15 protein-coding genes are annotated in these 18558 nt (G+C 70.4%); 3 read left to right on the forward strand and 12 right to left on the reverse strand.

Features of this window, described 5'->3' with window-relative positions:
* Nucleotides 1-93 precede the first annotated feature (93 nt).
* Both FGL15_RS07215 and ddaH read right to left on the reverse strand, forming a co-directional pair.
* Nucleotides 94-327: a hypothetical protein gene (locus FGL15_RS07215; protein WP_079706387.1), complete on the reverse strand. Its 234-nt coding sequence runs from the start codon at nucleotides 325-327 to the stop codon at nucleotides 94-96.
* Between the two features lie 150 nt (nucleotides 328-477).
* Nucleotides 478-1359: a dimethylargininase gene (ddaH, locus tag FGL15_RS07220; RefSeq protein ID WP_370282121.1), complete on the reverse strand. Its 882-nt coding sequence runs from the start codon at nucleotides 1357-1359 to the stop codon at nucleotides 478-480.
* 162 nt (nucleotides 1360-1521) lie between these two features.
* On the opposite strand from ddaH, the gene FGL15_RS07225 reads away from it, so the two are divergent.
* Both FGL15_RS07225 and FGL15_RS07230 read left to right on the forward strand, forming a co-directional pair.
* Nucleotides 1522-1959 carry an Lrp/AsnC family transcriptional regulator gene (locus FGL15_RS07225; RefSeq protein WP_079706386.1) on the forward strand — a complete coding sequence of 146 codons (438 nt, stop codon included), beginning with the start codon at nucleotides 1522-1524 and terminating at the stop codon, nucleotides 1957-1959.
* Nucleotides 1960-2048: 89 nt separating this feature from the next.
* On the forward strand, nucleotides 2049-2399 hold the full coding sequence (locus FGL15_RS07230) for a GntR family transcriptional regulator (RefSeq protein WP_138945532.1): 351 nt from the start codon (nucleotides 2049-2051) through the stop codon (nucleotides 2397-2399).
* 86 nt (nucleotides 2400-2485) lie between these two features.
* Here FGL15_RS07230 and FGL15_RS07235 read toward each other — a convergent pair whose 3' ends face one another.
* A complete protein-coding gene (locus FGL15_RS07235; RefSeq protein WP_138945533.1) occupies nucleotides 2486-6253 on the reverse strand; it encodes a bifunctional proline dehydrogenase/L-glutamate gamma-semialdehyde dehydrogenase in 3768 nt (1255 codons plus the stop codon).
* Nucleotides 6254-6377: 124 nt separating this feature from the next.
* Between FGL15_RS07235 and FGL15_RS07240 the strand changes: the two genes are divergently transcribed.
* Complete coding sequence (locus tag FGL15_RS07240) at nucleotides 6378-8165, forward strand: NAD(P)/FAD-dependent oxidoreductase (protein WP_138945534.1); 1788 nt, start codon at nucleotides 6378-6380, stop codon at nucleotides 8163-8165.
* Nucleotides 8166-8194: 29 nt separating this feature from the next.
* Here the strand turns inward: FGL15_RS07240 and FGL15_RS21470 are convergent, their stop codons facing one another.
* The 9 genes from FGL15_RS21470 to FGL15_RS07280 form a co-directional block, all read right to left on the reverse strand.
* Nucleotides 8195-8635: a DNA-3-methyladenine glycosylase gene (locus tag FGL15_RS21470; RefSeq protein ID WP_370282123.1), complete on the reverse strand. Its 441-nt coding sequence runs from the start codon at nucleotides 8633-8635 to the stop codon at nucleotides 8195-8197.
* A complete protein-coding gene (locus FGL15_RS21475) occupies nucleotides 8632-9186 on the reverse strand; it encodes a hypothetical protein (protein WP_370282125.1) in 555 nt (184 codons plus the stop codon). The genes FGL15_RS21470 and FGL15_RS21475 overlap by 4 nt, the downstream gene beginning before the upstream one ends.
* Before the next feature lie 97 nt (nucleotides 9187-9283).
* Nucleotides 9284-10672, reverse strand: a complete 1389-nt coding sequence (locus FGL15_RS07250; protein WP_168223344.1) for a hypothetical protein — start codon at nucleotides 10670-10672, stop codon at nucleotides 9284-9286.
* Between the two features lie 717 nt (nucleotides 10673-11389).
* Nucleotides 11390-11941 carry a thioesterase family protein gene (locus FGL15_RS07255; RefSeq protein WP_240773842.1) on the reverse strand — a complete coding sequence of 184 codons (552 nt, stop codon included), beginning with the start codon at nucleotides 11939-11941 and terminating at the stop codon, nucleotides 11390-11392.
* Nucleotides 11942-12080: 139 nt separating this feature from the next.
* Nucleotides 12081-12512 carry a hypothetical protein gene (locus tag FGL15_RS07260; RefSeq protein WP_138945537.1) on the reverse strand — a complete coding sequence of 144 codons (432 nt, stop codon included), beginning with the start codon at nucleotides 12510-12512 and terminating at the stop codon, nucleotides 12081-12083.
* Nucleotides 12513-12546: 34 nt separating this feature from the next.
* Complete coding sequence (locus FGL15_RS07265) at nucleotides 12547-14649, reverse strand: hypothetical protein (RefSeq protein WP_138945538.1); 2103 nt, start codon at nucleotides 14647-14649, stop codon at nucleotides 12547-12549.
* 100 nt (nucleotides 14650-14749) lie between these two features.
* A complete protein-coding gene (locus FGL15_RS07270) occupies nucleotides 14750-15874 on the reverse strand; it encodes a bifunctional 2-methylcitrate synthase/citrate synthase (protein ID WP_138945539.1) in 1125 nt (374 codons plus the stop codon).
* Between the two features lie 124 nt (nucleotides 15875-15998).
* Nucleotides 15999-16898, reverse strand: a complete 900-nt coding sequence (gene prpB / locus FGL15_RS07275; protein WP_064294892.1) for a methylisocitrate lyase — start codon at nucleotides 16896-16898, stop codon at nucleotides 15999-16001.
* A gap of 31 nt (nucleotides 16899-16929) precedes the next feature.
* Entirely contained in the window at nucleotides 16930-18453 is a 1524-nt protein-coding gene (locus tag FGL15_RS07280) for an MmgE/PrpD family protein (protein ID WP_138945540.1), read from the reverse strand.
* Between the last annotated feature and the right edge of the window lie 105 nt (nucleotides 18454-18558).

Genomic DNA, 18558 nt, shown 5'->3' on the forward strand with positions numbered 1-18558 from the left:
AGCCAGCGTAGCGCGCTGAACAGGACCGTATCGGCGGCCTCCGACCGGACGGCCGGACGCTCAGGAAACGGTCGGCGAACGTCCGGCTGGGGGTCAGTTGTTGCTGGCGAAATGCGCCGGGATGAAGATGGCGAGCGCGATCATGAGGATGCCGCCCATGAACCAGACGGCCTGCAGGACGTCCGTGCGGAACGCCTCGCCGAATGCCCACATGCCGCCGGCGAACAGGGCGAAGGCGATCACGACCCAGAACCCCGTCGCATCGCTCAGGGTGCCGGAGCGCCCTGCGTTGGCGCGTTCGTGGTCACGTCGTTCTCCGGCGTCCATGGGTGCCCTTCCTCAGGTTCAAGCGGTCAGTGCAGGTATACGCCGCGCCACTGGGACCCGCAACCCCTCGACACCGACCCAGGTCCCTGAGCCCGCACCGCTCCGATCCGGTCCCTGAGCGGACACCCGGTCCCTGAGCTTGTCGAAGGGCTACCCGCGCAGCTCGAGCGTGCAGCACTTCACGCCGCCGCCGCCGAGGAGCAGCTCGGACAGGTCGACGCCGATCGGCGTGTAGCCGCGCTCGCGCAGTTGACGCTCGAACCCGACGGCCCGGGCGGCGATGACGACCTCGCGACCGTTCGAGATCGAGTTGAGGCCCAGGACGGCCGCGTCCTCGGTGCTCACGTGGATCGCGTCGGGGTAGCGCTGCTCGAGGATGCGGTTGCTCGCCTCGTCGAACGCGGTCGGCAGGTAGGCGATGTTCGCGGGTGAGCCGTCGGCGGGAGCCACCGGGTCGAGCACGGCGATCGCGGTGTCGAGGTGGTAGAAACTCGGGTTCACGAGGTTGAGGGTCACGACCTCGCGGTCGAAGATCCGACGCACCTCGTCGTGGCTGCGGGGATCGGTGCGGAACCCGGTCCCGGCGAGGATGGTGTCGCCGACGAGCATGATGTCGCCCTCGCCCTCGTTCACGAACTCGGGGCGCTCGACGCGGAAGCCGTTCGCCTCGAACCAGTCCATGTAGGCCGGCCCCTCGGGGATGCGCTCCTCGTAGGTGAACTTCGCCCCGTAGGCGATGCCGTCGAGCGTGAAGCCGCCGTTCGCCGCGAAGACCATGTCCGGCAAGCCGTCGAGCGGGTCGATGAGGTCGATCCGGTGGCCGAGATCGAGGTAGGCCTGGTGCAGCTGTTCCCACTGCGACACCGCGAGCGAGGTGTCGGTCGGATCGTCCGGGTTCATCCAGGGGTTGATCCGGTAGCTGACGGTGAAGCGGTCCGGCCGGCACATGAGGTACCGGCGACGGTTCGCGACGCGGGTGCCGGTCGCGGCGTCCTGCGTGGTGGGGGTGGGGTGGTTGAGCGTCGACGACACGTCGGCCTCCAAACGAGCGAGGGTCGGCGGACGAGGTCCAGGGGCCCGGGGGCACGCCACGTTCATCATGGCATGCGATTCGCAGCGTTTTCACGGAGTTTGGCGCAGGAATGCTGCGAAGTGGCAGCTTTTCGCGCAATGATTGCGCTTACACTGAGTCTCATGGACAACCTCGACCGCGGCATCATCGACCTGCTCCGACAGAACTCACGCGCCGGCTACGGCGACATCGGCACGGTCGTGGGCTTGTCGGCCTCAGCGGTGAAGCGACGCGTCGACCGCCTCGTCGCCGACGGGGTCATCCAGTCGTTCACGATCCAGGTCGACCCCACGGTCGACGGCATGCAGACAGAAGCCTACGTCGAACTCTTCTGCCGCGGCACCGTGTCCCCCAACGAGCTGCTGCGGATCCTGTCGGGCGTGCCGGAGGTCGTCGACGCCGGCACCGTCACCGGGAGTGCCGACGCCATCGTGCACATGCGGGCCCGCAACATCCCAGCCCTCGAGGACGCCCTGGAGAAGGTGCGGATCGCTCCCAACGTCGACCACACCCGCAGCGCGATCGTCCTCACCCGCCTCATCCACCGCCACATCGACTGACCCCTCCCCCTGCCCGCGAACTGTCACCAACGCACAGTGCGGGTCGTCCGAAGTCGCCATTCGTGACCGTTCGCGGGCAGGATGGGCGGATGGAGTGGACGATTCAGGCGGGGACCAGTGTGTTCGAGCAGCTGCGGACGCAGGTGATCGAGGCCGTCCGCGACGGCCGGCTGACGACCGCGGCGAAGCTCCCGACGGTCCGCGGGCTGGCCGACGAGCTGGGGATCGCACCGAACACCGTCGCGAAGGCGTACCGGCTCCTCGAGGCCGACGGGGTCATCGAGACCCGGGGGCGCGCGGGGACGTTCGTGTCAGCGCACGGCGACGCGATCGACCGGCAGGCGCAGCTGGCGGCGGCGGCGTACGCGGACCGCATCCGGGACCTCGGCGTCTCGCCGGAAGACGCCGTCGCGCTCGTGGAGGCCGCGCTCCGCGCCTGACGTCGCCTCGCCCTTCGACAAGCTCAGGGACCGGGGAAAGAGCTCAGGGACCGAGGAAGGGACACAGCGACCGGGCCGGGCCAGGCTCAGATGACGCTCTGGGACCACGGATCGGGGTTGCCGAACCGGTGCGCCGTGATCGAGATCGCCTGTTCGCGGAGGAACGGCAGCAGCTCCACCCGTCCGGCCTGGGTGACCGGCCCACCCCAGATCGCGATTTCGGGGTCGCCGCCGAGCGCCTCTGCGAGTCGCTTCGCGAGCGGCTCAGGCTCGGAGGCCTCCGTTCCAGGTTCCGCTTCCGCGACCGTCTCGGGACGCGGACCGACGATTCGTACCCGGGTCGCGACCGGCGGCTCCTGACCCAGCTCGCCCGTGTCGATCGACCCGCGGGCCGCCATCCGGGTCAGCCACTGCTCGTCGGTCTCCAGCGAGACGGGGATGCTCAGCTCGGACAGCCAGTCGCGGACCTCGCGCGGCAACCGCCCGCCGAGACTGACGGTGAACCGCGACCGCGACCGCACCGCGGCGATGAGCACCCGCAGCGCATCGCCCAGGTCGGCCCCCGATGCGACCCGCACCGCGACCGGAACCGGCCGGTAGCGCAGGAGGTTCCGTTCCACGCCGAGCTGCGAGACGTCCTTCACCTCGCCGAACTCGTTCCCCCACGCGATCGCGTCGCTGAGCGCCGACCGCCGCAGCACGTCGAAGGCTTCGTAGGTGAGCGACGGCTGGGCCGCCTCGATGAGCTTCACGATGCGGGTGTCGAGCCCGCGGAGGTGCAGGCTGCGGCTCGCCGATCCCGGATCCGGCCACCAGTCACCGAGACCGAACAGGTAGTTGGGGCCGCCGGCCTTCGTGCCGGTCCCGACCGACGAGCGCTTCCACCCGCCGAAGGGCTGGCGCTGCACGATCGCACCGGTGATGCCCCGGTTGACGTACAGGTTGCCCGCCTCGACGGTGTCGAGCCATTCCCCGAGATCGACCGGGTCGAGGGTGTGCAGGCCCGCAGTCAGCCCGTAGGGGGTCGCGTTCTGCAGGGCGATCGCCTCGGTGAGGTTCGCGGCCTGCATGACACCGAGGACCGGTCCGAAATACTCGGTCACGTGGAAGGGCGAGCCGGGCTGGACACCGGTGCGGACCCCCGGCGACCAGAGGCGCTCGCTCGGCTGGCCGAAGTTCACCGAGGAGTCGTCGAGCAGCTTCGGCTCGACGAGCCACTTCTCGCCGAGGCGCAGCTCGGTCAGCCCGGCGAGGAGCTTCTCCCCCGCAGGTTCGACGATCGGCCCCATCTGCGTCCGCGCGTCGGACGGCCAGCCGACCCGGAGCGAGCGGACGGCGTCCTCGAGCTGCCGGAGGAAGCGGTCGGAACGGGCGACCGAACCGACGAGGATCACGAGCGACGCGGCGGAGCACTTCTGCCCCGCGTGCCCGAAGGCGCTCTTCACGATGTCGGCGACGGCGAGGTCGAGGTCGGCACTGGGCGTGACGATGATCGCGTTCTTCCCGCTCGTCTCCGCCAGCAGCGGCAGGTCGGCACGCCACCCACGGAACAGCTGCGCCGTTTCGAAGGAGCCGGTCAGGATCACCCGGTCGACGGCCGGGTGGGAGACGAGCCGACGTCCGAGGTCGCCCTCCGCCACGTCGGCGAGCACGAGGAGGTCGCGCGGCACCCCGGCGTCCCAAAGCGCCTCGACGACCACGGCTGCGCACCGCTTCGCCTGTGGAGCGGGCTTGATGATCACGCCGCTGCCCGCGGCGAGGGCAGCGAGGACACCTCCGGCCGGGATGGCGACGGGGAAGTTCCAGGGCGGCGTCACGACCGTGAGCGCTGAAGGGACGAAGCTCGCGCCGTGCACGCTCTCGAGCAGGGGAGCGTTGGCCGCGTAGTAGTGCGCGAAGTCGACGGCCTCGCTCACCTCGGGATCGGCCTCGGCGATCGTCTTGCCGGTCTCGCTCGCCATGACCTCGATGAGGTCCGCCCGACGGGAGGCGAGGACCCGAGCTGCAGCGTGCAGGACGGCGGCCCGTTCGACGGCGGGGCGGGCTCCCCATCGTTCACCGGCGGCGCGGACCATCGTGATCGTGCGTTCGAGGACGCGCGGGTCGTCGATGGCCGCGGCCGCGACTGCGGCGCCACCGAGGGTCGACTGCGGGACGCGCGCCAGGATCGACGCTCCCCACGCCCGGTTCGCCGCGAGTGAGGGGTCGGTGTCGGCGGTGTTCTCGAAGCCGGGCGCTCCGTCGACGACGCCGCCACGCTCCGAGCGGGAGAAGACCGCCGTCTCGACGTACGCGGAGGAGGGGTCGGCGTGGAAGCGGTCCTCACCGCCGCTCGACCCGCGTTCCAGCCCGAGAACCTGCTGTGTGAGTCCGGCGTCGGGCGCCTGCGCGGGATCGCGGAAACGCTCGTCGGCCTCGGAGTCACCGCCGACCCGCTGTGCCTCGGGGGCTTCCGCGGCACGGTCCTGCGTCCGGTTCGGGGGCGGCACCTGCCCGGCCGTCTCTCCGAGGGCGTCGACCGAGGCGAGGAACCGACGTCGCTCGCGCGCGAACAGCGTCGGCTTCTCGGCGAGCTCGAACACCGCCGACATGAAGTTCTCCTCGCTGGCGTTCTCCTCCAGACGGCGGACGAGGTAGGAGATCGCGACGTCGAACTCCTTCGGGTTCACGACGGGCGTGTACAGCAGCACCGTCCCGACGTCGCGCTTGATGGCCTCGACCTGGCCGGTCGCCATCCCCAGCAGCATCTCGAAGTCCACACGCTCACGCACACCGCGGTCGCCCGCGAGCAGCCACGCGTAGGCGATGTCGAAGAGGTTGTGCCCGGCGACCCCGACCCGTACGACGTCCGTGTGCGCCGGCGTGAACGCCCAGTCGAGCACGCGCTTGTAATTGGTGTCGGTCTCGCGCTTCGATCCGGTCGTCGCGAGCGGCCAGCCGTGGATCGCCGCGTCCACCCGCTCCATCGCGAGGTTCGCGCCCTTCACGAGCCGCACCTTGATGGGCGCGCCACCGGCGGCCACGCGCTGCTTCGACCAGGCGGTGAGCTGCATCATCGCCTCGAGGGCGTCGGGCAGGTAGGCCTGGATGACGATGCCGGCCTGGTACTGCAGCAACTGCGGCTGGTCGAGGAGTCGGGTGAAGACCGCGATGGTGAGGTCGAGGTCGCGGTACTCCTCCATGTCGAGGTTGATGAAGGTGCCGGTCGCGAGCCCTTCCTCGTAGAGCGGCACGAGGCGTCGGACGATGCGGTCGACGACCTGCTCGAACGACCACATGGAGAGCTGGCTGGCGATCGACGAGACCTTGATGGACACGTAGTCGACGTCGGGGCGCTGCAGGAGCTCGCGGGTGCCCGCGAGCCGTTTGGCCGCCTCGCGCTCGCCGAGGACGGCCTCCCCGAGGAGGTTCAGGTTGAGTCGGGAACCGTCGGCGCGCAGCTTCGCGATCGCGTTGCCGAGCTCACGAGGACGACTGTCGACGATCAGGTGTCCGACCATGCCCCGGAGCACACGGCGCGCGGCGGGGACGACGACCCAGGGCAGGACCGGACCGACCAGACCTCCGGTGCGGACGGCGGCCTGCTCGTACCAGGGCAGGAAGCGTGGCGTTCGACCGGCGAGGGCGGCGAGGGCGTTCCCTGCGACGAGCGGGTCCTCCGGCCGCATGACGCCGTCGACGAACCCGACGGTGAATTCGAGACCGTTGGGATCGCGCAACACGCCGGCGAGCCGCTCGGCAGCGGGATCGGTCGGAGCTTCCGCCCCTTCGTCGACCCATTTCGACGCGAGGGCGATCGCACGATCCGCGAGTCCGACCGGCTCGGTGGGACCCTCGTTCGCAACGTTCGCCATGCTGCTCAGCCTATGCTCCGATCCGGTGATCCCAGCTGAGGCTCGCGAGTACACGCCTGGCGGCTGAGCACCCCACCCCCGGTCGCTGAGCCTGTCGAAGTGCGGCTGCGAATAGGGTGTGGTCATGCATTCCGTCGAGCAGTACGACGCCGTCATCGTCGGCGGCGGGCACAACGGCCTCACCGCAGCCGCCTACCTCGCCCGCGCGGGCAAGCGCGTCCTGCTCCTCGAACGCCTCGACCATACGGGTGGGGCGGCCGTCTCGGAACGTCCGTTCCCCGGCGTGGACGCACGTCTGTCCCGGTACTCGTACCTCGTCAGCCTGCTGCCCCAGCGGATCATCGACGAGCTCGGGCTCGACGTCCGGCTCGTCCGGCGCCGCTTCTCGTCCTACACGCCCGACCCCGCGAACCCCGGTACGGGTCTCCTGATCGACAACCGCGACGACGACGCCACCGTCGCGTCGTTCGCGTCGATCGGGCATCCGGAGGACGCCGCGGGTGTCGCCGAACTGCACCGTCGGATCGGGCACCTGGCCTCGGTGCTCTGGCCGACGGTGCTCGAGCCGCTCCGCAGCCGTTCCGACGCGCGTGACGCGGCGATCGCCGCCGCCGCGGACCTCGGGGTGCCGGCTGGGGAGGTCGCGTCGATCTGGTCGGCGGTGTTCGACGAGCCGATCGGCCGTGCCATCGAGGACGCCGCGCGTTCCGACCTCGTCCGCGGTGTCGTCTTCACGGATGCGCTCATCGGCACCTTCGCCCGCGCCGACGACCCGTCGCTGCAACAGAACATCTGCTTCCTCTACCACCTGATCGGCGGCGGGACGGGCGACTGGGACGTCCCGGTCGGCGGCATGGGCGCGGTCACGGACGCGCTGCGCCGAGCCGCCGAGGAGGCCGGTGCCGAGATCCGGACGCTCGCCGAGGTGACCTCCATCCAACCGGAGCACGGGCTCGTCGCCTACGTGGACCTCGCCGCGGAGGCGGAGCTCGAGGCGACCGAACCGATGTCGACGCTGGACCGGTTCCGGCCTCGCCCCGGGGTCGTCGTCCGCGGCGAGTGGATCCTGTCGGGTGCGGCTCCGGCTGTGCTGGAGCGCCTCCTCGACCCGGCGGCGGAGCAACGGACCGCCGCAGCCGCGTACGCCGCGTGGTCGGCAGCGCGGGGGACACCGGTGCAGTGGAGTGGCGCCGACGCGATCCTCGGTACGGCGCCAATGCCGGAGGACGGTGTCCCGCATCCCGAGGGCGCCCAGGTGAAGGTGAACCTGTTGCTGCGGAGGCTCCCCGAGCTCCTCGACCCGGCCGTCGATCCGTCGGCGGCGTTCGGCGGCACCTTCCACATCAACGAGGGCTGGGCCCAGCTGGAGCACGCCTACCTCGAGGCGGAGGCCGGCCGGATCCCCGACCCGCTACCCTGCGAGATCTACTGCCACACGCTGAGCGACCCCAGCATCCTCTCACCGGAGCTGCAGGCCTCGGGAGCGCAGACGCTCACCGTGTTCGGGCTGCATGTGCCGCATCGGCTCGCGGTCGCCGCGGATGCTGTCCCAGGCGGCCACGACGCTTTCCGTGACGCACTGCAGGCCGCGGTGCTGCGATCGTTGGACTCGGTGATCGCAGAGCCGATCGAGGACCTACTGCTGCTCGACGCCGACGGTCGGCCCTGCGTCGAGACGCGGACGACGCTCGACCTCGAGCGCTCCCTGGCGATGCCGGGAGGGAACATCTTCCACGGCCCGCTGTCGTGGCCGTTCCTGGAGGACGACGCCCCCCGGACGACAGCGGCCGAGCGGTGGGGCGTCGCGACGGCGCACCCGCACGTCCTGCTCTGCGGCGCCGGGGCGCGACGCGGTGGCGCGGTCAGCGGACTCGGCGGGCACAACGCCGCGATGGCCGTCCTGGAAGCCTGACCCGCACGCCGCAGAACGTGCTGCCGCGCTCAGTGGCCGCGGTGATCCTGGATGGTGATCTTCGGTCCGCGACGTGGTTTGTGGATGCCGCTCCGACCGATGAGCCGCAGCACCCGCTGCCGGTGACCAGCCCAGGGCGCGAGCAGTTCGAGCATGCCGGCGTCGTCGACGGGGGACCCCGTGAGCGCCTGACCCACCGAGGCCGCGAGGTGGTAGTCGCCGACACTCACGGCGTCGGGATCGCCGTGTGCTCGGAGCGTCACCTCGGCAGCCGTCCACACGCCGATGCCCGGCAGGCTCTGGAGTCGCCGCGACGCGTCGTCGGGGTGCTCGTCGATCGTCCGTTCGATCGCGGAGGCGAGGCGTGAGGATCGCACGACCGTCTCGGAGCGCTGCGGCCCGACGCCCGCCGTGTGCCATTCCCAGCTCGGGATCATCCGCCAGGTCTCTGCGGACGGCGCGACGATCATGCCCTCAGGGCCGGCCCGGGCGCGGGATCGCCGTGTCGGCGAACGAGCAGTCGCCACGCACGCCATGCTTCGAGTGCGGTGACCTTCTGTTCGAGGATCGACGGCACGAGCATCTCGAACACGAGTCGGTTGCGACTCAACCGCAGACCGGGGTTCCGGCGGGAGACCTCGGTGAGCAGCGGACTCCGGCTCACGTCGAGGTCCGACCAGTCGTCGTCGCGGCCGAGCAGCTCCGGCACGCCGTCGATCATCCACTCGGCGCCCGGCCCCCAGGCCGTCGCCTCGACCTCGCCGTCGCGGACCGTCGACACGTGCAGCGTCCCGCCACCGAGCGGGGTGCGGGCCGTCAGCCAGACCCCACCAGGCACTCGCCGGTAGCACGGGCCGTCGCCACCGCGGGCGATGAGGCGCAGGGTGCTGTGGACGTCGAGCGGACCGTTCGGGCGGTAGACCGTCCGCAGCGGTTCCGCCGTGCCGAGCGCCGGTGCGATCGGAGGCCGCACAGCTTCGACCGGCGACGTCGGTGGGGCGAACGATGCGGGGGCGGACATGGTGGTCACCTTACGTGGTGACCACCGACATCCGAAGACCTCCGCGGGGCCAACGAGCCCGCGGCGCTCCTCGACCCCCGTGCGGTCGGCTCCCCGCCTACCGGACGAGGCGGAAGTCATAGCCCGCCTGATCGACGAAGATCCCGTTCACCCGCTGCTCGACACGGCCTCCCTGGTATCGACCCGGGAGGTAGTCACGGCTCCACTCGATGGTCCACGCCCCTTCACCGTTCGCCGTCGCCACACCGAGGCGGGTGCCCCATGCACCGACGATCTCGATCTCGGCGTACGGCGTCGCCGTGCCGGTGAAGACCGGCCTGGTTCCGGTGAGGGTGCCACCGATCTTCGGCGACGTCACCGTCAGTCCGGATGCGACCGTGAAGTCGTACTCGGAACGGCGCGTCTCCACGCCGCGGACGATCTGCCGGACCGAGCCACCCGCGTACCGGGCGGGAAGCAGCGACTTGTTCCACGTGATCGACCAGGCCCCGCTCTCCGCGACGACGTCGGTCGTCCCGACGAGATCACCCCAAGCGCTCCAGATCTCGAGCTTTGCGCCGGGTTGGGCGGTGCCGCTGAACACGGGGACGGACGAGGAGACCACCCCGCCGACGGCCGGCTTGTCCACGACGAGCGGAGCGACCGGGGCACCGGCGCGCACGGTGAAGTCGTACGGAGCGCGCGACTGCTCGACACCGTCGACCTCCTGACGCACCGAACCGCCTCGATAGCGGCCAGGGGCGAGCGACTTGTTCAGCGTCGCCGTCCAGGTGTGGTCGGCACCCACCGTCGCCGTTCCGATCTCGCTCCCCCAGGCGCCGATCACCCTGATGACCGCGCCGGGTTCGCCACGTCCGGTGAACACCGGCACCGGCGTCTCGACGATCTCACCGATGGCCGGCGATCGGAGCGTGACGTCCTCGACCGGACCGGGCTCCGGGGCCGGGTCACGGTAGGTGAACCGCAGTGGCGCGGTGGTGGGCCGCCCATCGAACACCTGCGTGGCGGTCGCCGAGTAGGCGCGTGGCTCGAGCGTCCGGAGCGACGGTTGCGTCCAGAAACCGGTGTCGTCCACCTGGACGTCCGCGAGGACCGCGCCGGTGAGGTCGTCGACGACGGTGACCTGTGCGCGCGGTTCTCCGAGCCCGGAGAACGAGGGACGGGGATCGTCGATCATGGCGTCGAGCGCGGGCGTCCGCACCGTGACCGGAGCGACGACGCGGTACGTGACCGACCAGTCCGCCGTCGAGTTGTCGGTCACCTGGCGAACCGTGCCGGACTGCACCCCCGGGGCGAGATCGCGGACCGGTACGGCGGACCAGCTGCCATCCGATCCGACCGTCGTCGAAGCCAGGAGCCGTCCACCGGCGTCGAGCACCTCGACGTCCGCGTCGGCGGAGCCGTGTCCGCTGAACGTCGGCCGCGGGTCACGGACGACCGAGCCGGGCGCCGGGGTGTCGAGGGTGACCGGTTCCGCCACGGGCACGGGGTCGACACCCTCGGGCAGCAGGCGATCCGCGTCGGCGACCTCGCCGTAACCGCCGACGGCGAGGCGGCCGTCGAACTGGCGCAGGAACCCGCCCGTTCCCCCTCCGACACGAGACCGAACCCGACGACGCGTCCGTTCGCGACCTCATCCCAGGCCCACTGCTGCGCCGTCGACCCGTCGCATACGGCCGAGTAGACGTACTGATAGGCCTGCGCGGGATCGGGTTGCAGACATCTGGTCGTGCCGCCCACCGCGGTCGTGATCGGACCGGGAACCCCCACCGTCGGGAAGGTCCAGGGCGAGGCCGCCGCCAGGGCGTCGCGGAGTGTGGCGTGCGTCGTCGCCCGGACCGGGTTCAAGAGATCGGTGGCGGCGCCGACCGCGAAGAAGGCGTCGCCACCGGAGGGGAACCCTTGACCGACGAACCGCCCCTCGACCGCAGCCGGGCTGGATCGCGCGTCGGGTGGCGTCGAGGTGGCGGACGCGGCCGGGCCGCTGAGCAGGCTCGCCGCGATGCCGACCAGGCTCAGGACGGAGACGGAGATGGAGGGCTTCATCGGTGTGGGGCGACCTTTCGCAAGGGCACGCCCGGCCGGACTCGGACGAGCCGACCGGTCGTACCAGTGGGCGTTCGGGATGAACGCGGTCAGCCTACAAGTATTCCAGTTGCTTAATCCAGTATGTCGACCGGCTCATTCTCGGTGCCCGTTCGCGTCACCAGTCGCTGGGAGCAGGCGCCTTGGTCGGCGGGAGGGCGACGTCCTGCACCCACTGTCTCTGCCAGGCCGGAATGTCGTCCGGGGCAGGTCCCGTGAGCTCCAGGAGTTCCGCCACCGGGACGACACCACCCGTGCGCTTCAGGAAGCGGCCACGGACCAGCGCCTGGGTGTAGATCTCACCGCCCACGACGACCCGGTGTTCGATGAACACCCCTTTGTCGTCGTACCCGGTGACGCGCGTCTCGACGGTGAAGCGCTGCCAGGGCTGCAGCGACTTCCGGAAGGTGATGCTCTCGCTCGACACCACCGGGTACCACCCCAGGCGCTTGAAGCGATCCCACAGACCGTTCCGGATCAGCAGGTCGAATCGGCCGAGGTCGAAGATCGACAGGTAGACGCCGTTGTTCATGTGCCCGAGCACGTCGAGGTCGGAGGGCAGTACCCGAAGGCGGATCCGACCGACGTCCCACACGTCGAGGCGTTCACCGCGACGAGCACGGCGGCGGGACTGCAGGAACACGGCGATGGTGCGGAAGATGAGGTGCACGGATGCGACCGTATCCCTCGGGTGCGGCCTGGTCCAGTGCGTTGTGGCCACCCCACAATCGACGGCCGGCGGACGGCCTGGTGCAGCGCGTCGGCGACAGACCGGGCCGGCCGGATGGCCGACCCGGTCGAGGGCGGGACTACTCGGCGGACACGACGTTCCCCTCCCCGCCGTCGTCGACGACCGGCACCGACGGCGTGGCGACCTTGTTGCCATTGGCCCCCTCGACGAAGGTCACGTGCTCGACGGCCGGGGCGGTCACCAGTGTGATGGAACTCTCGAACGAGAGGTTCACGACCGAACCGGTCACGGTCACCATGCTGTTCGACGCCTCGATGACGACGTTCTCGCAGTCGCCGTCGATGGTCACGTTCGAGCTGTCGTCGACGACCGTCACCGTGCCGTCGACGCACTCGGCCGCGACGTCGGGGATCGCGTAGTCGGAGCCGCTGGTGGGCTCTGCCGCCGCTTTCGGTGACGACGCCGCCGGGGAGATGGGTTCCGGTGCGGTGCACCCGGCGAGGACGAGTGCGAGCCCGAAGACCGCGAGGAGGTTGAGCTGCTTGGTCATGCGGGGTTCCTTCAGTGGTCCTGGTCGGGGAGCATCAGCGGGTGAGGGTGAAGTCGTAGACGAACGACCCGACCGGCTTCCCGCCGACCGTCTCCGTCACCGTGCCGCCGGAGTAGCGGCCCGGCTGGTAGTCACGCGGCCAGGTGATCGTCCATGCTCCGGTGCGCTTGTCCGCTACGGCGGAGCCGAGATCCGTGCCCCAGACACCTCTGATCTGCACCGTCGCTCCGGGGTTCGCGCGTCCGGAGAACACGGGCCGGGTCCCGGTGATGGTGTCGCCGAGCTGCGGAGACCCGATCGTCAAGCGCGACTGCACGAGGGTGAAGTCGTAGACGAAGGTGTGCGTGGGGAAGCCGTCGACGATCTGCTGCACGGTGCCACCGACGTAGCGGTTCGGCAGCAGCCCCTTGTTCCACGTGATCGACCAGGCACCACTCGCGTCGACCTCGTCGATCGACCCGAGGAGGTCGCCCCAGGCGCCGCGGATCTCGAGCGCGGCACCCGGCTGAGCCGTGCCGGTGAACACCGGGACCTGGTCGGTGATCACCTCGCCGACCTTCGGTGAGGTGACGACCAACGGGGCCACGTCCGACGGCCCGACCGTGAAGTCGTAGACGAACGTCTGCGGCGGCGCGCCCGCGACGATCTGCTTGACCGTTCCGCCGACGTAGCGGCCGGGACGCAGGTTCTTGTTCCAGGTGATGGACCACGAGCCACTGGCGTCGACCGGGTCGGCGGCGCCCATGAGATCACCCCAGGCGCCACGGACCTCGATCCGTGAACCCGGCTGGCCGGTTCCGGAGAACACCGGCGTCGTCTCGCGGATGGTCTCGCCGAGCCTCGGGGACTCGACCACCAATGGGAGGACCGGCGTGACCCCGGACGGCTCGAAGGCGACCTTCCACTGCCGACTCAGGCCGGTGCCCGGCTGGCGGACGAGTCCGTTCCGCTCACCGAGAGCGGCATCACCCTTCGCCGTGAGGGACAGGGTGATGTCACGCTCGGCGGCGGTGACCGTTCCACGGAAGCCCGGGAGCGACGCGTCCCAGACGAAACCCGCCGTGGACGTGCCGCGCGCGAACCCCTCCGGCACCACGATCTCGGTCGCGCCGAGCGCCGTCTCGGTGAAGGCGACCGGCACCTCGATCGTCGCGCCCTGCTGGACGGACACGTCCGGGATGGTGACGGCCGGAGCACCGACCGTGAAGTCGAACCGGACCTGCACGTCGGGTCCGACGCGGCTCTGCGTGGCGGTGCCCGTGTAGCGTCCGGGCGCGAGGTTCGTGGAGGCCACCGACCAGGAGGTCGAATCCGCCGGCACCAGCGTGCTGGCGAGCAGCACCTGTGCATCCGTGCGGATGGAGACGAGGGCGCCGGGCTGGCCGATGCCGCTGAACACGGGCGTCGGGGTGTCGACCGTGGCTCCGATGGCCGGCGCCTGGAGCGCGAACGGTTCGATCGGCGCGAGGTGCGACTGCGCGACCACATCGGTGATGCCGTCCAGCGACAGCTCGAGGTACGTGTCGGTGTCGGTCCCGCCGAGCGAGTACGAACTCGACACCGGGTACAACGCGTACCCCGAGACCCACTTGTTCGACACGTACCGCCAGTGGAAGTCCTGCGACGAGGCGCCCGTGCACGTCCGGGCCGACACGAGTGCGCGATGCCCGACCGAGTCCGGCGCCAGGCACAACGCAGAGGCGTCGCCGGTCCCGGTGATCGGGCCGGCGGTCCCGACGGCGGGCAAGGAGTACGTGCCGGCGAGCGCCGCCGCGCCGCCGGCCGTGGGCGAGTACAGCCGCTGGATGTGTCCGCCGGACACCGGAGCCGACACGCCGACGTATGCGGTCGGGCCGCTGGAACGGTTCTGCAGCACGAGCTTGCCGACCACCCGCGCGGCCCCGGTGGACGGGGTCACCGCATCGGGTACCACGGGCGGCGCACCCGGATCCTCGTCGTGGTCGCCACCACCGGCGTCGGCGTCGTGCTCCTGGGGATCGGCGACGGACGCGACCGGAGGATCGGCCGAAGCCGGCGCCGGAGCGCCGACCGAGGACAGGAGGATTGTCATGGCGGCCAGGGCTGCGACCGCATATCGGACGAGGAGTGCGCGTGGAGCGCGAGGCAGATCAGTCACGAGTGTCGAGACTACGGATCTGGTATATCTCCGTGGGTGCGGTCGCCAAATCTGTGGAGAACTCGCCCCTCGGCCGGATCCCCGGCTGAACGACGGTTCCTCAGTCGGTCGGCACGTGCCGCTCGTCGGGCCCGACGTACTCGGAGAGCGGACGGATGAGCGCGTTCGACGCCAGCTGCTCGGCGATGTGCGCCGTCCACCCGACGATCCGAGCGGCGACGAACAGCGGCGTGAACGTGGCCGTGTCGAACCCGATCAGGTTGTACGCGGGGCCCGAGGGGTAGTCGAGGTTCGGCTTGATGTTCTTCCGCGCGACCATGTCCGCTTCGAGCGTCGTGTACAACTCGAGGATCTCGGGCTTGCCGTAGTGCTCGGCGAGCCGCTCGAGCGCCTTGAGCATCGTCGGTACGCGCGAGTCGCCGTTCTTGTAGACGCGGTGTCCGAAGCCCATGATCTTGCGCTTCTCGGCGAGCGCCGTGTCGAGCCAGGCACTGGCCTGATCAGCCGTCCCGATCTCGTCGAAGACGTGCATGACGGCCTCGTTCGCCCCACCGTGCAGGGCGCCCTTGAGCGCGCCGATCGCGCCGGTGACCGCCGAGTACAGGTCACTGAGGGTCGAGGTGATGACCCGGGCGGTGAACGTCGACGCGTTGAAGGAGTGCTCCGCATAGAGGATCATCGAGACGTCGAACGCGTCGACCACGACCGGATCGGCTTCTTCACCGAAGGTCATGAAGAGGAAGTTGGCGCTGTAGCCGAGGTCGTCGCGCGGCGGGACGAGGTCGAGGCCGTGGCGTCGGCGCTGGTCGTAGGCGACGATGGCGGGTAGCTTCGCGTAGAGGCTCGCGGCCTTCACCGCGTTGGCCTCGGGGGTGTTCGTCTCGGCGGTCGGGTCGTTCGCGCCGATCACGCTGACGGCCGTCCGGAGGGCGTCCATCGGGTGGCTCTCGGTCGGGAGGAGGTCGATGGCCGCCTTGACGTTGTCGTCGAGCGCGCGCTGGCCCCGCTCCAACGCAGTGAATTCCGCGAGTTCGGCGTCCGTGGGCAGTTCACCGTTCCAGAGCAGGTACGCGACCTGCTCGAAGCTGCAGTGCTCGGCGAGCTCCTGGACCGGATAGCCGCGGTAGAGCAGGGAGTTCGTCTCCGGGTTCACCTTCGAGACGCTCGTCACGTCGACGACGACGCCGGCGAGACCCTTCTTGATGTCGCTGGTCGCTTCGGTCATGCGTTGCTCCTTTGCGTACTGCCTGCGCGCGTCCTGCGCGCGTCGGTCGAGCTTGGCACCCGGCTGGCCCCTCGACAAGCTCGGGGAGCGGAGACCCAGGTGGTGTTCACCGGTGAGGGGACGTCTACCGGTCGATGGTGAAGTTGAAGACCGAGGTGTCGAAGCGGTTGTAGCCCTCGTAGTCGATCAGTTCGTAGAGGTCGGCACGGTGCTGCATCTCACCGAGCTTGCTCGTGAGCGAGCCCTCGTCGTTCAGCGTGTCGAGCGCGCGACCCGCGGCGCCCATCGCGATGCGCAGGAGCGACACCGGCCAGATGACGAGGTTCACGCCCACATCGGCGAGCTGCTGACTCGTGAACAGCTCGCTCTTGCCGAACTCCGTCATGTTGGCGAGGATCGGCACGTCGACCGCGTCGCGGACGGCGGCGAACTCCTCGAGCGACCGCATCGCCTCGGGGAAGATCGCGTCGGCTCCGGCGTCGACGAGCTGCTTGGCCCGGTCGATCGCGGCGTCGAGCCCGTCGACGGCGGCGATGTCGGTGCGCGCCATGATGAGCAGGTTCGCATCGCGCCGGGCGTCGACGGCGGCACGGATCCGGCCGAGCGCGGTGGAGGTGTCGACGACCTGCTTGCCGTCGAGGTGGCCGCAGCGCTTCGGGTTGACCTGGTCCTCGATGTGGAGCCCGGCGAGCCCGGCGTCCTCGATCTCCTGGACGGTGCGCGCGACGTTCATCGGCTCCCCGAACCCGGTGTCGGCGTCGACGATCGCGGGCAGCTCGGTCATCCGGGCGATCTGCTTGGCGCGACCGGCGACCTCGGTGAGGGTCGTCAGCCCGATGTCGGGCAGCCCGAGGTCGGCGGAGAGCACCGCGCCGGAGATGTAGACGCCGTCGAAGCCCTTCTGCTCGATGAGCCTCGCCGAGAGCGGGTTGAACGCGCCCGGGAAGCGCAGCAGCTCACCGGTGGCGAGTCGCTCGCGGAACAGCCGGCGCTTCTCGGCCGGCGTGGTCTCGCTGTACAGCATCAGCGCAGTCCCTTCTGGAGGTCGGCCGGCATCAGAACAGGCCGGTCGGGTGGGGTGCCGAGGCGAGGACCCCGGAGGCGGCCTGGATGCTCAGCTGCTTGACCTCGTCGGCGTCGAGTTCCGGGAGCCGTTCGGCGAGCGCGAGGAACCGCTCGATCTCCTCCGGGTCGAGGACGTCGGCGGCGAGTGTGCGGAACTTGTGGACGTGGTCGGCGCGCGCGAACGGCCGGGCGCCGAGCGGGTGGGCGTCGGCGACGGCGATCTCGTCGACGATGGTCGAGCCGTCCGTGAGCGTGATCTCGATGCGACCGCCGAACGCCTGTTCGGCCGGGTCCAGCGAGTGGTAGCGGCGCGTCCACTCCGGGTCCTCCGCCGTCGAGATCCGGTGCCACAGCTCGACGGTGTCGGCGCGGGTGGCGCGTTCGGGACGGTAGGAGTCGACGTGGTGCCACGCGCCGTCCTGCAGCGCCACCGCGACGATGTAGGGGATGGAGTGGTCGAGCGTCTCGCGCGACGCCGTCGGGTCGTATTTCTGCGGGTCGTTCGCGCCGGAGCCGATGACGTAGTGCGTGTGGTGCGAGGTGTGGAGGACGATGCGGTCCACGGCTCCGGGGGCGAGGACTTCCGGGTGCTCGTGGTGCAGCTTGCGGGCGAGGTCGATCCACGCCTGCGCCTGGTACTCCGCCGAATGCTCCTTCGTGAAGGAGTCGAGGATCGCGAGCTTCGGCTCCCCTGCGCCGGGCAACGGGACGTCGTAGGAGGCGTCGGGTCCGTCGAGCAGCCAGGCGACCACGCCGTCCTCGCCCTCGTAGATCGGTGACGGGCTGGTCTCGCCGCGCATCGCCCGGTCGACGGCCTCGACCGCCATCTTGCCGGCGAACGCGGGAGCGTGCGCCTTCCAGGTGGAGATCTCGCCCTTGCGCGACTGGCGGGTGGCCGTCGTGGTGTGGAGCGCCTGGCCGATGGCCTGGTAGACGGTGGCCTGGTCGAGGCCGAGCATCGTGCCGATGCCGGCGGCGGCGCTCGGCCCGAGGTGTGCGACGTGGTCGATCTTGTGTCGGTGCAGGCTGATCGCCTTCGCGAGGTCGATCTGGATCTCGTAGCCGGTCGCGATCCCGCGGACGAGGTCGGCGCCCGTGCAGCCGACGTGCTGCGCCACTGCGACGAGGGGCGGGATGTTGTCGCCCGGGTGCGAGTACTCGGCGGCGAGGAAGGTGTCGTGGAAGTCGAGCTCACGCACGGCCACGCCGTTGGCCCAGGCGGCCCATTCCGGGGAGACGCGGCGGGCGAGGTCGGGCCCGAACACGGTGGCACCGTCGCCGCCGGTGCTGACGGGGTGGCTGAGCGCCTGGGCGCGCGCCGAGGAGACCGGGCGACGCGTCAGCGAGGCCGCTGCGACGGCGGCGTTGTCGATGACCCGGTTGATGATCATGCCGACGACCTCGGGCGTCACCTCCACGGGGTCGGTGGCGACGCGGGCGAGCTGCCAGGCGAGCTGGCCCTCGCGGGCGAGGTTCTCGTCACTGCGGTGGACGCGCAGGTGGTGCTGGATCACGGGTGTTCCTTTCGGGTGCTGCCCCCGCGGGTGTGCTGCCGGGCGTCACGTCCCTCCAGCCTACGCCCGCGGGTCCGTCGCGCCGCAGTAGGAGAACCGCCCGGG

Origin of the sequence: Plantibacter sp. M259, from assembly GCF_006065115.1 — a bacterium.
In the GTDB taxonomy this organism is placed as follows: domain Bacteria; phylum Actinomycetota; class Actinomycetes; order Actinomycetales; family Microbacteriaceae; genus Plantibacter; species Plantibacter auratus.